Raw genomic sequence first — 14,913 nt, forward strand, 5'->3', positions numbered from 1 at the left:
GGCTAGTTATATGCAAACAAGCCATCGTTGCAAAACTAGCCCTAATTTATATTCCAGAAGTCTTTAGTAATCTTTTCTATTTCTTTTGAACTTTTAAGAGCTGTTAAGTTTCTCCATTCCCTTGGAAATAACCTATAGTAACTTCGGTAAGAAAATCTCTCATCGATTAAGAGAACTACTCCCTTATCTTCTTCTGTTCTTATTACTCTTCCTGCAGCCTGCATGACCTTATTCATACCTGGATACATATATGCATATTCAAAGCCCTTATTGTTTTTATCCTTAAAATAATCCCTTATTATATTTCTCTCTAAGGAAATCTGAGGAAGACCAACTCCCACTATTATAGTTCCTATCAACCTATCTCCAGTTAAATCAATGCCTTCCGAAAAAATTCCTCCCATGACAGCAAAGCCAACTAGGCCCTCCTTATTGTCCTTAGAAAAACTGTTTAAAAATTCTTCTCTTTCTTCTTCCCTCATAAAGGAGCTTTGACACAGAGTTTTTACATGGGGATTTTTTAGAGAATACCTTGTATGAACTTCATTCATGTACTCGTATGATGGAAAAAATACTAGATAATTTCCTCTCTTAGTTTCAAAAATTCTTTCAATATCTTCTACTATTTTATCATAGGTAAACTTTCTCATTCTGTATGTTGTAGCTATGCTGCTGTCCATTATTAAGCAAAGATTCTCCCTTTTAAAAGGTGAGTCTAATCTTATTTTGTATGAATTTTCATCTCCTCCAAGAATATCAACAAAATAATCCATAGGCATTAGAGTAGCTGAAAATAAAATAGCGGCTCTTCCTCTCTTCATTCCCTCCTGAAGCAAAAGTGAGGGATCTAGACAGAATAATTTTAACTTAACATCATCTCCAAGCTTCTCTGCATAAGTTACATATGTATCATTATATACATCAAAAGTCCTTATAAAGTTTAGGACATTAAAATAAAACTCCATAAGTTCATCTTTAAAAGTTTCATTACTCTCTTTATTTTCCAAAAACCACTTTTCTGCATGAAATGAGAATTCCCTTAAAAGAGGTATTATATCCTTAGGAGGTTCCTTATCTATATAAGCATTGCTGCCGTTCTCCTGACACAGCTTTCTAAACTTAATCATCTCTGAATTGATTTTATTAAGAATTCTTGAAACTTCCTTGGCCTTCTCTGATGTATCTTTTTTTAACTTCAATATTTCTTTTTTGTTAAGTTCCGCAGAAAACATTTCCCTTGCTCTATCAACCAGGTTATGAGCTTCATCAATTAAAAATGTAAAATCTGTAGTTCCCTCTAAAAAAAATCTTTTTAGATATACTCTAGGATCAAATACATAATTATAATCGCATATTATGCAGTCCGAAAAATTAGCCAATTCTAAAGAAAACTCAAAGGGACATACTCTGTGTTTTCTAGAATATTCTTCAACAACCTCTCGAGAGAGCTTATCTTCCTTAAAAATATCCTTCACAGCTTCATTTACTCTATCAAAGTGTCCCTTAGCGTATTCGCACTTTTCAGGATCACAATTTTTCTCTTCTTTAAAACATATTTTATCCTTAGCTGTAATTGTAAGACTTTTAATTCTAAGACCTTCCCCCCTCATTTTTTCTACAGCCTTTTCCGCAGCAGTTCTAGTTATAGTTTTTGCTGTAAGATAAAATATCTTTGAGGTGTGTCCCTCTCCCATAGCTTTAATGCTTGGAAAAAGCGAAGCCAAAGTCTTTCCTATGCCTGTAGGAGCTTGAGCAAATATTTTCTTTTCCTCAACTATTGTTTTGTATACAGCTACCGCAAGCCTTCTTTGTCCCTCTCTATAACTTTTAAATGGAAAAGGCATCTCCATTATGGATCTATTTCTCTCTTCCACCCAGCTTTGCTGCATCTTTGCCCAATCCATATATTGATCTATCAAGCTATAGAAAAACTTTTCCAATTCTTGAAAGTCAAAACTCTTCATAAACCTTTTAATTTCTTTTGTATCCATTTGATAATATGTAAGCTGAATATATATATTTTCTAAATTATTTTCCTTAGCATATATAAATCCATAGCACTTAGCCTGAGCCCAATGAAGCTCATTATAATCCTCTTCTACAAATTCTAAAGGAGCTGTAGTTGTCTTTATCTCATCAATTATAATCCTATCCTCTTCCTCTATAATTCCGTCAGCACGTCCCCCTACTTCTAAAATTATACCTTCATCCTCTATAGTATAAGAAAGTGCTACCTCACTCTTATATTCCTTAGGAGCTGATTTTTGTATTTTCTGATGCACCTTTATAGCATCCACATTTCTAGAGCTTCCCGTAAAAGTTGAAACCAAATCCCCAGACCTTAAAACAAACTCCACAAGGTTTCTAACAGAAAGCTTTATAGTGGTTTTCTCTTCCATACTTTTTATCCTCTCGATTATGTATAGTTTATACTTAAAATTATAACTTATTTTTGAGTATTATAGAAAATTACCATGCAATTTTCTTAAGTGGAGGCGTCAATGCGCAAGTGGAGAGTGGAGAAGTTTAGGTAAAAGCTGAAATAGCTACTATAGATGCTTCTGATGAAACGTCTATAGTAGCTACTGGGCTAAAAAATATATTATACGAGGAAGTTTAGTCTTTTATAAACTAAGGGAAGCGGTTAAGCCTTGCACGTTAGCGCATAAACTCCTAAACTAGAAATACCTCTCTAATTCCTCCACTGAATTTATATCAAATATTTCCATTGCAATTAAATCCAAAGTATCATTGGATAATTTCATAATCTTTTCTTTATATTCCTCAGGAACCTTTTTGAATTTTTTCATTAATAACTTAATAAGCATTTCTGCTTTTCCAAGTTCTTTACCTTCTTTTAGTCCTTCTTTTAGTCCTTGTTCTCTGCCTTCTTCTATTAAACTCTTTCCTAGTTCAGTCACTCTTAATTCCTCCTTTACCTTTTCTAAATCTCTTTCTTTTAAAAATTTACTTGCAAAGGCGTATAGTATTGATTGAACATCGTACCTATATTTATTTATATCTTTGGTTATTCTAATAGCTTTTACAATTTTTTCGGCTTTTGTTAACTTTCCTCCCATAATTGGAGTAAAAGTTAATGTTATTATATCTTGTTTTGTTATCTCTTCTCCACCCTTGATTTTTTCTGCTATTTCATCGAAAATTTTGTCTCCATCTTTTTCTACCATTGAAATAACTTGTATTCTGTATGTATTTATGCCACTTTTATAGCTATCTAATGGATTTACAATATCACCTGAATATACAACATAGGTTATCACGTCTTTTTCAGTTTGGTGACTTAGAAGTGCTTCATACGCTCTGAATCTTCTCAAGTCCTTTTTTCCTTTATCTGTCGTCTGAAATTCAAAATGTATATAAGAGTCATCTTCCATAAGAAATGTATAATCCATATACATTTTTTTAGTTTCTAAGACTATTAACTCAGTTGGAGCAACTTCTTTTACTTTTTTATTTATACCAAAGAACTTCAAACCTTCTTCCGCAAATAAGTCCATAGCTCTCTTCATAATTATATCTTCATAGTTAGTTTGCTTCATAAGTTCACCTGCTCATACATTTGTTATAACTTTATTATATACCTATTAAAAGTTATTTTCTATTTAAAACTAGTAATGCACCATATAATAAAATTGCGATTCAATTTTATTAAGTGCACCTAAATATGAAATTTAAATAAATGCTAATAATTGTAAGTCTAATATTAGATTTGTCTGTATGTGTATTTACTTTTAGAAAAATGCTTTTCTTTAATAAATGTGAATAATCTTTTTAATATTGAACCGGAGTATGAGATTTGCATTGTAGAAAGCGTTGAACAAGCGTTAGAAGCTCTTTATTTCTGGATTTAAAACACCGTAAGAACCTTCTATTGTCTGAACGGCAGTGAGTTTAGAAGGTTTAGGGGTTTTAAAGCCAGAAATATTAGAGCTTCTTTGCGTAGTGAAGCTTTCCTAAATGCAAATCTCATACGGAGGTTCAATATTAAAGATTGTCACAATTTATTTCCTAATCGTCCTTAATTCTATAAATATACACCGGTCTTATATCTTTATCCGCAAAATTGTTTAAATAATGGTAGAATGATACATAAAGCCTATTTTTCGTATGTTGCGCCAAGAATAAGTCATATCTGCCTATTTTCCAGTTATACCCTTTATCATGTATAACTTGAGTATGATATGGATATTTATTCTCAGGATCACCATATTGTATTACGTCTCCTATATTTAATAAGGAGAATAATCTATCAAAATTATCCAATGCTTGTTGAACTGTTATAGCAGTATATGCTGCGGCTCTATTGGCTCCTAAACCGTTTTCATTGCCCCAATGCCTTCTAAAATATCGAGCAGCCCTCCAGGTTATAGATATATTAGTTAAATTTTTCTCATCCTTTGTTTTACAAAACCAGGAATCAATTTTATCCCACTTTCTTCCTAATTCCTCCATTCCTCCAGCCTTTAAGACTTGAGATACAAAGTTTGCACAATCATCATTTTCAAAATATGGATAATGACTGGTGTTAGGAGTTAAGGCATATTTTTCTGCATATTCTTTAGCTAACATTCTGTCATAGTGTAAATTCCCTTTTGAGATAATGTCATTTCCTCTATTATATTCACTCATAATATCCTCTAAAATAATTGTTATCATTATATAAATATAAAATATAAGTATGTTTTATGCTAAAGGACATCCTTTGCCATATAAAAAATTCATATCCGAAATGTATATTATGCCTTATAATATAGATTATGCTTTATCATATTAGTGTATTATATATAATAAAAAGAGGAGGTGTAAAAAATGAAAGTATCAATGAAATACGGAGAAAAGCATTTTGATTTAAATTTTGAACATAAAAATGTAAAAATCGTAAGCAGTCTATCTTCTGCTCAATTAAAAAAAGAAGAAGAAATATTAAAATATGCTATTGAAAATCCAATCGATAGTCCAAGATTGAAGGATATAGTAAAGCCAGATGAAGATGTGTGCATTATAGTACCAGATGTTACAAGATTATGGCAAAAACCATCTGTATATTTGCCTTATGTAATTAAAGAGTTAGAAGAAGCAGGAGTTAAAGATGATAACATTCACTTTCTATGTGCATTAGGAACACATAGAAAACAAACTGAAGAAGAACATAAATTGATTATGGGTAAAGAGCTTTTTGATAGATTTAAAATTATAGATCATGACTGCAGAAATAAGGACAATCTTCAATATGTTGGTACCACATCTTTTGGTACTGAAGTTTATGTAAATAAATTTGCACTTCAATGTAAACATATTATCCTTACAGGAGGAATTGTCTTTCACGATATAGCTGGTTTTGGTGGAGGAAGAAAAGGCATATTGCCAGGTATCAGTGGTTATGAAACTGTAATGCAAAATCACTCTCTTTCACTAAATCCAAATGGCCCAGGAAGCAATCCAAAGGTTAGAACTGCTCTTATGGATGGAAACCCTTTTAGTGAGGACATGCTTGAAGCTGCTAAATTTGTAAATCCATCCTTTTTATTTAATGTAATACTAGATTCAGATGGCAATTTTACAGCTGCCGTTGCAGGTAATTATATTACTGCCCACAGAAAAGGCTGTGAAATACTAAAATCAATAGACAGCTTCAATATTAAAGAAAAGGCTGATGTTATTATAGCCTCAGCTGGTGGGTATCCTAAAGATATAGATCTTTATCAAGCTTCAAAAGCCTTAAGCAATTCAGTGGAAGCTGTACGTGAAGGCGGCACTATCATCTTGGTTGCTGAATGTATAGAAGGATTAGGTCATAAAGATATGGAGCATATATTCTATAACTTTAAAAACAATGCAGAAAGAGAGCAGGAAGTTAGAAGAGAATATACAATTGCAAAGTTTTTTGCTTTTGTTATATGCGAAATGGCGGTTAAATACAATCTAATATTAGTTTCTTCCATGGATCCAAAGTCCTTAGAATGCTGCAATATTAAAATTACAAGCAATTTAGAAGATGCTATATATTGTGCTAAAGATGCTGTAGACAATGCTGATTTAATATATTTAATGCCTACAGCGGGAAGTACATTACCTGTTCAATCTTAAAGTATAATTTTTTCATAAAAATTTAATAAATCTTATTGAATATTTATAAATATTGATGTATAATAATACAAAAGATAATTAAAAGGGAGTTGTATTCTATGAAAAAAAATATATTAAATAAATTAGTTACATTAACGTTAATGACTGCCATGATATTTACTTTCTCAGCTTGTAGCAAAACTAAATCACCTATGGAAAGAGTTAAAGAAAATGGTACTTTAATAGTTGGAACAAGCGGTGACTATCCACCATATGAATTTCATAAAAAAGTAAATGGTGAAGATAAGGTTGTTGGTTTCGACATAATGATAGCTGAAGAAATTGCAAAAGACTTAGGTGTAAAATTAGAAATAAGGGATATGAACTTTGAGGGCTTATTAGGCGCACTAAAAAGCAACAAAGTTGATATGGTTATAGCTGGTATGAATCCAACTCCTGAGAGAGCAAAAGAAGTTGACTTCTCAAAGGTATATTATGTAGCTAAGCAAGCAGTTTTAGTAAGAGCTGAAGATAAAGATAAAATAAAATCTTTAGATGACTTAAAGGGTAAAAAAGTTGGAGTTCAATTGAGTTCAACTCAGGAAGAAATAGCAAAATCTCAAATTAAAGATGCTGAAATCAAATCTTTAAGCAAAATTACAGATTTAATTCTTGAACTTAAGAATAAAAAGGTAGATGCTTTAGTAGTAGAACTTCCTGTTGGACAATCTTATGCAGATAAAAATAAAGATTTATCCATGTCTGATATAGAATTTGATAAATCTATTTCAGAAAAAGGATCTGCTATAGCAGTAACAAAGAATAACCAAGAATTTTTAGATTCAATAAATAAAACTTTAGATAGACTTATGACCGAAGATAAGATTAATCAATTTATTGTAGACGCAAGCAATATGATTGAATAACATACTATAGAGTAACTTAGGAAAAGATAATGGCTAAGCCATTATCTTTTGTTAGTTAAGATCAATTGTTTATTTTTTGTTTTTTAGTTATAATTTTTCAATTTATAGGAGGGATTTATAATTGGACTTTAGTTTTTTAGGAAAATACTATCCGATGTTCTTAGCCGGTGCAAAAATGACTTTATTGTTAGCCTTTTTGACAGTTTTATTTGGAACAATTTTAGGTACCCTATTATCTTTAATGAGACTTTCTAATAATAAGATACTTAAACTTATTTCTACAGCTTACGTAGAGTTTATAAGAGGTACTCCTTTAATGATTCAATTGTTTTTATTCTACTTCGGTATACCCGCTGCTTTAGGAATAGAACTTCCTGAATTCCCATCTGCTATATTAGCTTTATCAATTAATAGTGGAGCATATGTAGCAGAAATAATAAGATCAGGAATACAAGCTGTTGATAAGGGCCAAATGGAAGCAGCTAGAAGCTTAGGTATGACTTATGGTATGACCATGAAGGAAGTTATCATTCCTCAAGCTGTTAAAAATGTTTTACCTGCTTTAGGTAACGAATTTGTTACAGTTATAAAAGAATCTTCTATAGTGTCGGTTATAGGGCTTACAGAACTCACCAGAACTTCTGATATCATAAGAGGAGTAACATATCTTTCATTTGAACCTTTAATAGTAGTTGCAGTTTTGTATTTTATAATGACATTTACATTGTCTAAATGTATTGGATTACTTGAAAGGAGGATGAAAACTAGTGATTAAGGTAAATAATTTGCATAAAAAATTTAATCACGTCCATGTTCTTAAAGGAGTAAACGCCCACATTAATAAGGGTGAGGTTGTAGTTGTTATTGGACCTAGCGGTTCTGGAAAAAGTACATTTTTAAGATGCCTAAACTTATTAGAAACTCCAACTGAGGGCGAGGTAATCTTCGAAGGTACTAATATTACAGATAAAAAGGTTAATATAAATCATTTACGTGAAAAAATGGGAATGGTTTTTCAGCAGTTTAATTTGTTTCCTAATAAAACCGTTCTTGAGAATATAACTTTAGCACCAATAAAGGTAAAAAAGAAATCAAAGGAAGAAGCAGAAGCTATTGCATTTAAACTTTTAAAGAAAATAGGTCTTGATGATAAAGCAAATAGCTACCCTTCTCAACTTTCCGGTGGTCAAAAGCAAAGAATAGCTATAGCCCGAGCTTTAGCCATGGAACCAGACGTTATGCTTTTTGATGAACCCACTTCTGCATTAGACCCTGAAATGGTTGGTGAAGTATTGAATGTAATGAAGGAACTTGCCTCAGAGGGAATGACAATGGTGGTTGTTACTCACGAAATGGGATTTGCTAAAGAAGTAGGAGATAGGATTTTCTTTATGGACGGAGGAAACATCATCGAAGAAGGGACTCCAGAAGAAGTATTTAACAATCCAAAGAATCCTAGAACTAAAGACTTTTTAAGCAAGGTCTTATCTTAAGGGTGCAGCTTATAAAAAGGGGGATAAATTATGAAAAGCAGATTTTTGGGGAAAAAATATTTGAATGATAACTCTAATCCTTTGTCTTCAGTTGCTTCCTTACTAGGAGATAAAGATATCATTAATTTAAGCATTGGGGACCCAGACTTTATAACAGACAGTACTATAACTGATGCAGCTTTTAAGGATGCCTTAAATGGACATACTAGATATACAAAGCCATCTGGAGACCCAGAGCTTATAAAGGAGATTACTAAGTTTTATAAAGATGATTATAATATTGATGTGAAAGAAAATGAAGTAATGGTCACTGTTGGTGCTTGTCATGGAATGTATTTAGTCCTTAAATCCATTATAGATGAAGGTGACGAGGTAATTGTACCAGAGCCTTATTTTACTCCATACAAAGATCAAATCGAAGATGTTGGAGGTAAAATAGTTACATTGATCACAAAGGAAGATGAAGGATTTAATATAAACATAGATAGATTGAAGAGTTTAATTAACGAAAAAACTAAAGCAATCATCATCAATTCTCCTAATAATCCTACAGGGGCATGTTATGATAAAGAAACTTTAGAAGCCTTAGGTGAGGTAGCAATAGAAAAAAATCTTGTTGTTATTTCTGATGAAGTATATGATGCTATTATGTTTAATAATAAAAAACATACATCTATCCTTTCCATTGAAGGTATGAAAGAAAGAAGTGTTCTCTTAGGAAGTTTTTCAAAGGGATATGCAATGACTGGATGGAGAGTTGGCTTTGCCATTGCCCCAGACTATGTTATTGATTGCATGGTGCAAATTAATGAAAGTATAACTTTCTCAGCACCATCTATTTCACAAAGGGCAGCCATTTATGCCTTGAGAAACAGAAATAAAGTCCAACCAACTATTGTAAAAGGTTTTGAAGAGCGTATGATTTATGCAGCAAACAAAATAAATGAAATTAAAGTTATGAAAGTATTAGATCCAAAAGGCGGCATATATCTATTTGCTGATATAAAAGGTACGGGAATGACTTCTGAAGAGTTTTCTAAAGTGCTTTTAGAAAAGGCTAAAGTTGTTGTTGTATCAGGTAATGCTTTTGGCAAAAGTGGTGAAGGCTTTGTTAGAATAGCTTGTACTGTTGACATGGAGAAATTAGAAGAAGCTTTCCATAGAATAAAAAACTTGTTTAACGTTTAATAAAATTATATTGTAATAAAGAAGAGCACTAGAACTTTTTTCCAGTGCTCTTTTCTATTTTCCATTTCAAATTTAATTAATTTAAAATTTACTTTGAATTTCTTTGTACTGTGTAGTATAATTTTTTTTGTAAATACAATATAATGTATTTATGTAAAAATAATTTTAATCGTGGGGGTGGGCATCTATGCTATCTATTCATTTTTTGCTAGACTTATCTATTATTTTATTGACAACTAAAGTATTAGGGCTTTTTACCAGAAAAATTCAGATGCCTCAAGTAGTAGGAGCACTTTTAGCTGGTATAATCTTGGGCCCTTCTGTTTTAGGAATGGTTCACGAGACAGACTTTATCTCTAAAATGTCCGAGCTTGGTGTTATTGTTCTTATGTTTCAAGCTGGTCTCGATACTGACTTTAATGAGCTGAAGAAGTGTGGAAAGGCCTCCTTTATTATTGCTCTAATCGGAGTTATAGTTCCTTTAATGGGGGGATTTGCAGTTGCTAGTTTCTTCAACAATGATGGAAGCTTTTTTAATTTAAGCAATCAGAAGCTTATTGAAAATATATTTATGGGAGTGGTATTAACAGCTACATCTGTTAGCATTACTGTAGAGACGCTTCAGGAACTTGGAAAATTAAAAACCAGTGCAGGAACTGCTATAATGGGAGCTGCTATTATAGATGATATTTTAGGCATAATACTTCTTACTATAGTAACTAGCTTTAATGATCCTTCTGTAAATATACTTTATTCCTTAATTAAAATAGCTGCCTTCTTCTTAGTATCCATTGTTAGCGGCTTGATTTTCAGAAAGATTTTTGTCTTTCTAAGCCTTCGCCACGGTCCTAAGAGGAGATTTCCTTTATTCGCTTTTTCTTTTTGCTTGATTTTATCCTTTATAGCAGAAGCATACTTTGGTATTGCTGATATCACTGGATCGTACATTGCAGGGATAATAATTTCAAATACTGTTAATTCAGACTATGTTAAAAGTAAAACAGAAGTTTTATCTTATCTTCTGCTTTCACCTATATTCTTTGCTAGTATAGGAATTAATAATTATTTATCATCTGCTGGCAGTTCTTTACTGCTATTTACCATAATATTAACAGTTGTAGCAATACTAACTAAGGTAATTGGATGCGGTCTAGGAGCTAAGCTATGCAGATATGACAATAAATCTTGTCTTCAAATAGGAATAGGCATGGTTTCTCGTGGAGAGGTAGCCCTTATTGTTGCTAATAAAGGTGCTGCTATAAATCTAATTCAAAAACAATTTCTAGGTCCTATAATTGCTGTAGTTATATTCTCAACTTTAATAACGCCAATTTTATTGAAATTAGCTTTTAAAGAAAATATCTCTATTTCTCATAAAGCAGCTTAAAAAACTCAAAAATTATATAGAGATGTGATTGCATACGCCGTGCACTGTGTAACTACATCTCTATATATTTATCATAATTATACTTTAACATATTCTATTCTAAATATTTTCCTATAGTTCTATACTTACTATATCTTTTATCCAAAGTGCAGTTTATATCTTTCATTAATTCATGAAAATTAACCTTTAAAAGCTCCTCCCTAATTCTATCAGCCATTAAATCTACGTCTTTATGAGCTCCTCCTAAAGGTTCTTCTATAATTTTATCTATTATATTATAAGATTTTAAATCTTGAGCTGTTATCTTCATTATATCAGCTGCTTCTACTACTCTTGAAGAATCCTTCCATAAAATGCTAGCAAAGCCTTCTGGTGAAAGCACTGAATATACAGCATGTTCAAGCATCCATATCTCATCTCCTACGGATAGTGCTAAAGCTCCTCCGCTGCCTCCTTCTCCTATAACGATTGATATTATTGGAGTTCTTAGCATTGCCATTTCCATAAGATTTTTAGCAACAGCTTCTCCTTGACCTCTTTCTTCTGCACCTCTTCCTGGAAATGCTCCTGGTGTATCAATAAAGCAAATTACTGGTCTCTTAAACTTTTCCGCCTGTTTCATAAGTCTTAAGGCTTTCCTATATCCTTCTGGATTTGGCATACCAAAATTTCTTTTTATATTTTCTTTTGTATTTCTTCCCTTTTGCTGTCCTATTATAGTACAAGGCATTCCATTTAGCTTTCCAATACCTCCTATAATACAAGCATCATCACCGAAATACCTATCTCCATGAAATTCTATAAATCCATCAAAAATTCTTTCTATATAATCAAGGGCTGTTGGACGCTCTATCATTCTTGATAATATAAGCTTATCCATAGGAGATAGATTTTTATATTCATTTTCCTTAAGCTCTTTTAGCTTCTTTTCGAACTCGCTTATTTCAAGAGACAAATCTATATTTTTCTCTTTGGAAAACTTTTTTAATTCTTCTATCTTTTTATTGATTTCACTGATTTTCTTTTCGCACTCTAGCAAAAAAATCACCTCACCCTTAGGAGTGTATGTCTAAAATTCTATATAATGTCTTCTTAAGTTCATTTCTCTTTACTATCTTATCTATAAATCCATGCTCTAATAAAAATTCTGCACTTTGAAAATCCTCCGGAAGTTTTTGCTTTATGGTTTGCTCTATTACTCTTCTGCCTGCAAATCCCACAAGCGCCTGAGGCTCTGATAAAATAATATCCCCAAGCATGGCAAAACTTGCAGTAACACCTCCTGTAGTTGGATCTGTAAGTACGGATATATATAAAAGTCCTTCTTCATTATGTCTTGCTATAGCCGCGCTGGTCTTTGCCATCTGCATCAGAGAAAACATTCCTTCTTGCATTCTAGCTCCACCTGAGGCTGTAAATATTATAATTGGGAGTTTTTCTTTTGTAGCTCTCTCAATTACACGAGTTATCTTCTCTCCCACAACAGAGCCCATGCTTCCCATCATAAATTTGCTGTCCATAATTCCTATCACTGCATCTTTTCCATAAATCTTACCTATACCTGTAACCACGGCTTCATTTAGTTCTGATACCTCTTGAGAAGATTTTATCTTCTCAGGATACTCTGGAAAGCCTAATGGATTTAATGTTTTCATATCCTTATCCATTTCCCTGAAGGTCCCTGTGTCTACAATTAAATCTATTCTCTCTTTAGCGCTCATTCTATAATGTTTTCCACAGTGTGGACAAATTTTAAAATTTTCTTCTAAATCTTTTCTGTATAAGATTTTTCCACAGCTTCGGCATTTTATCCACATACCGCTAGGTATATTAGGGGTATTTTCCTCTTCATTTCTGTCATTTATGGAATTTTTTAAAGTTATATACTTGGTCTTTTTAAACATAGGATTGAACTTAAACATAAAATTCACCTGCCTTCAACAACAATATGAAAGTTGTTGTTATAAAATAACCTAATATATTAAACTATAATAGGCTATGTTCTAACTTATATTGCATTTAATAATTAAATTCATTTTTTATAAATCCTGTATTATAAGCGCCTTTGGTAAAAGTATTATTATGAAGTATTTTTAGTTGAAAATCTACATTAGTATCTATACCTTCTATTACAAACTCCTCCAAGGCTCTTTTCATTTTATTTATGGCTTCATCTCTATCTCTTCCATGAACTATGAGCTTTGCTAGCATAGAATCATAGTGAGGAGGCATTCTATACCCTTGATAAAAAGCACTATCTATTCTTATTCCACTCCCACCTGGTATATGCGTAATATTAACAATTCCTGGTGATGGCATAAAGCCCTTTTCCGGATTTTCTGCATTTATTCTGCATTCTATTGAATGTCCTTTAAGGCTTACATCCTCTTGAGTTACTTCTAACCTTTCACCAGAAGCAACCTTAATCTGTTCTTTTACTAAATCTATTCCTGTTACCATCTCTGTTATTGGATGCTCTACCTGTATTCTAGTATTCATTTCCATAAAGTAAAAATTACCTTTATTGTCTACTAAAAATTCTATAGTTCCTGCCCCTTTATAATTAACGGCTTTAGCAGCCTTTACTGCAACCTCTCCCATTTTCTTTCTTAATTCTTCATTCATTACAGGACAAGGTGTTTCTTCTAAAACCTTTTGATTTCTTCTTTGTATAGAACAGTCCCTCTCTCCTAGATGTATTATATTTCCGTAGTTATCTCCTAGTATTTGAAACTCTATATGCCTTGGATTTTCAATAAACTTTTCCATATACATGCTGTCATCTCCAAAAGCTCCTTTAGCCTCTCTCTTTGCTGTATCAAATACCTTTATAACCTCTTCTCTATCTCTTGCTATTCTTATACCTCTTCCGCCGCCCCCAGCTGAAGCCTTAATCATTACTGGGTATCCAATTCTCTCTGCTTCTTTTAGAGCATCTTCTAAGGTTTCAAGATTTCCCATACTTCCTGGAGTGACTGGAACTCCTGCCCCTATCATTATTTCTCTAGCCCTTGATTTATTACCCATGTTTTCCATAGTTTCCACATCAGGTCCTATAAATGTGATGTTGCACTCTCTGCACATCTCTGCAAACTTACTGTTTTCAGATAGAAATCCAAAGCCAGGATGAATTGCCTGAGCCCCTGTAAGAACCGTAGCACTTATTATGTTTTCCATGTTAAGATAGCTTTCACTTGCCTTTGCTGGTCCAATACATACAGCCTCATCTGCCATACTTACATGGATGGCATCTTTATCTGCTTCGGAATATACTGCTACTGTCTCAATTCCCATTTCTCTACATGCTCTAATTATCCTAACTGCAATTTCTCCACGATTAGCAATTAAGATTTTGTTAAACATATATTCCACCTACTTTCCTACTGCAAACATAATCTCGGCTTCCACTGCCTTTTCTCCATTAACAGTAGCTACTCCTTTTCCTATACCAGCAGGTCCCTTCATCTTTATTATTTCAACTTCTAATCTTAACACATCTCCTGGAACAACCTTACGTCTAAATTTAGCCTTATTAATTCCCCCAAAATATGCTATTTTACCCTTAAACTCTTCTTTGCTTAAAAGAGCTATTGCCCCAACCTGAGCAAGCGCCTCTACCATAAGCACTCCAGGCATAACTGGCTCATCTGGAAAATGTCCTTGAAAGAAATATTCATTCATAGTTACATTCTTATATCCAACAGCTCTCTTGCCTTCCTCTAATTCCTCTACCCTATCAACAAGAAGGAAAGGGTATCTATGAGGAATTATTTCTTGGATCTCTTTTATACCAAGCATCTTTTATCACTCCAATCTTTATAATCAATGATTA

General features: G+C 32.6%; 13 protein-coding genes. 6 read left to right on the forward strand and 7 right to left on the reverse strand.

Annotation, left to right across the window (positions count from 1 at the left end; genetic code table 11):
- Nucleotides 1–41: 41 nt before the first annotated feature.
- From ACFWTK_RS05365 to ACFWTK_RS05375, 3 genes are all read right to left on the reverse strand, one after another.
- Nucleotides 42–2,399, reverse strand: a complete 2,358-nt coding sequence (locus ACFWTK_RS05365) for a helicase C-terminal domain-containing protein (RefSeq protein ID WP_415875062.1) — start codon at nt 2,397–2,399, stop codon at nt 42–44.
- Nucleotides 2,400–2,678: 279 nt separating this feature from the next.
- Nucleotides 2,679–3,560, reverse strand: a complete 882-nt coding sequence (locus tag ACFWTK_RS05370; protein ID WP_415875063.1) for a DUF4351 domain-containing protein — start codon at nt 3,558–3,560, stop codon at nt 2,679–2,681.
- A 469-nt stretch (nt 3,561–4,029) separates the two neighbouring features.
- Nucleotides 4,030–4,650, reverse strand: coding sequence for an amidase domain-containing protein (locus ACFWTK_RS05375; protein WP_415875064.1), 621 nt, complete (start codon nt 4,648–4,650; stop codon nt 4,030–4,032).
- 180 nt (nt 4,651–4,830) lie between these two features.
- Between ACFWTK_RS05375 and larA the strand changes: the two genes are divergently transcribed.
- From larA to ACFWTK_RS05405, 6 genes are all read left to right on the forward strand, one after another.
- Nucleotides 4,831–6,108: a nickel-dependent lactate racemase gene (gene larA, locus ACFWTK_RS05380; RefSeq protein WP_415875065.1), complete on the forward strand. Its 1,278-nt coding sequence runs from the start codon at nt 4,831–4,833 to the stop codon at nt 6,106–6,108.
- Between the two features lie 98 nt (nt 6,109–6,206).
- Nucleotides 6,207–7,013, forward strand: a complete 807-nt coding sequence (locus ACFWTK_RS05385; protein WP_061858572.1) for an ABC transporter substrate-binding protein — start codon at nt 6,207–6,209, stop codon at nt 7,011–7,013.
- Between the two features lie 121 nt (nt 7,014–7,134).
- Nucleotides 7,135–7,788, forward strand: coding sequence for an amino acid ABC transporter permease (locus tag ACFWTK_RS05390; RefSeq protein WP_415875066.1), 654 nt, complete (start codon nt 7,135–7,137; stop codon nt 7,786–7,788).
- On the forward strand, nt 7,781–8,506 hold the full coding sequence (locus ACFWTK_RS05395; protein WP_415875067.1) for an amino acid ABC transporter ATP-binding protein: 726 nt from the start codon (nt 7,781–7,783) through the stop codon (nt 8,504–8,506). The genes ACFWTK_RS05390 and ACFWTK_RS05395 overlap by 8 nt, the downstream gene beginning before the upstream one ends.
- A 30-nt stretch (nt 8,507–8,536) precedes the next feature.
- Complete coding sequence (locus ACFWTK_RS05400) at nt 8,537–9,694, forward strand: pyridoxal phosphate-dependent aminotransferase (RefSeq protein WP_415875068.1); 1,158 nt, start codon at nt 8,537–8,539, stop codon at nt 9,692–9,694.
- A 187-nt stretch (nt 9,695–9,881) separates the two neighbouring features.
- On the forward strand, nt 9,882–11,081 hold the full coding sequence (locus tag ACFWTK_RS05405) for a cation:proton antiporter (RefSeq protein ID WP_415875069.1): 1,200 nt from the start codon (nt 9,882–9,884) through the stop codon (nt 11,079–11,081).
- A gap of 94 nt (nt 11,082–11,175) precedes the next feature.
- Here the strand turns inward: ACFWTK_RS05405 and ACFWTK_RS05410 are convergent, their stop codons facing one another.
- From ACFWTK_RS05410 to fabZ, 4 genes are all read right to left on the reverse strand, one after another.
- Nucleotides 11,176–12,120 carry an acetyl-CoA carboxylase carboxyltransferase subunit alpha gene (locus ACFWTK_RS05410; protein ID WP_415875070.1) on the reverse strand — a complete coding sequence of 315 codons (945 nt, stop codon included), beginning with the start codon at nt 12,118–12,120 and terminating at the stop codon, nt 11,176–11,178.
- Nucleotides 12,121–12,136: 16 nt separating this feature from the next.
- On the reverse strand, nt 12,137–13,003 hold the full coding sequence (accD, locus tag ACFWTK_RS05415) for an acetyl-CoA carboxylase, carboxyltransferase subunit beta (protein WP_415875071.1): 867 nt from the start codon (nt 13,001–13,003) through the stop codon (nt 12,137–12,139).
- Between the two features lie 97 nt (nt 13,004–13,100).
- Complete coding sequence (locus tag ACFWTK_RS05420) at nt 13,101–14,444, reverse strand: acetyl-CoA carboxylase biotin carboxylase subunit (protein ID WP_415875072.1); 1,344 nt, start codon at nt 14,442–14,444, stop codon at nt 13,101–13,103.
- 9 nt (nt 14,445–14,453) lie between these two features.
- Entirely contained in the window at nt 14,454–14,879 is a 426-nt protein-coding gene (fabZ, locus tag ACFWTK_RS05425) for a 3-hydroxyacyl-ACP dehydratase FabZ (protein ID WP_415875073.1), read from the reverse strand.
- Between the last annotated feature and the right edge of the window lie 34 nt (nt 14,880–14,913).

Source organism: Clostridium sp., assembly GCF_047777555.1.
Taxonomy (GTDB): Bacteria; Bacillota; Clostridia; order Clostridiales; family Clostridiaceae; genus Clostridium_H.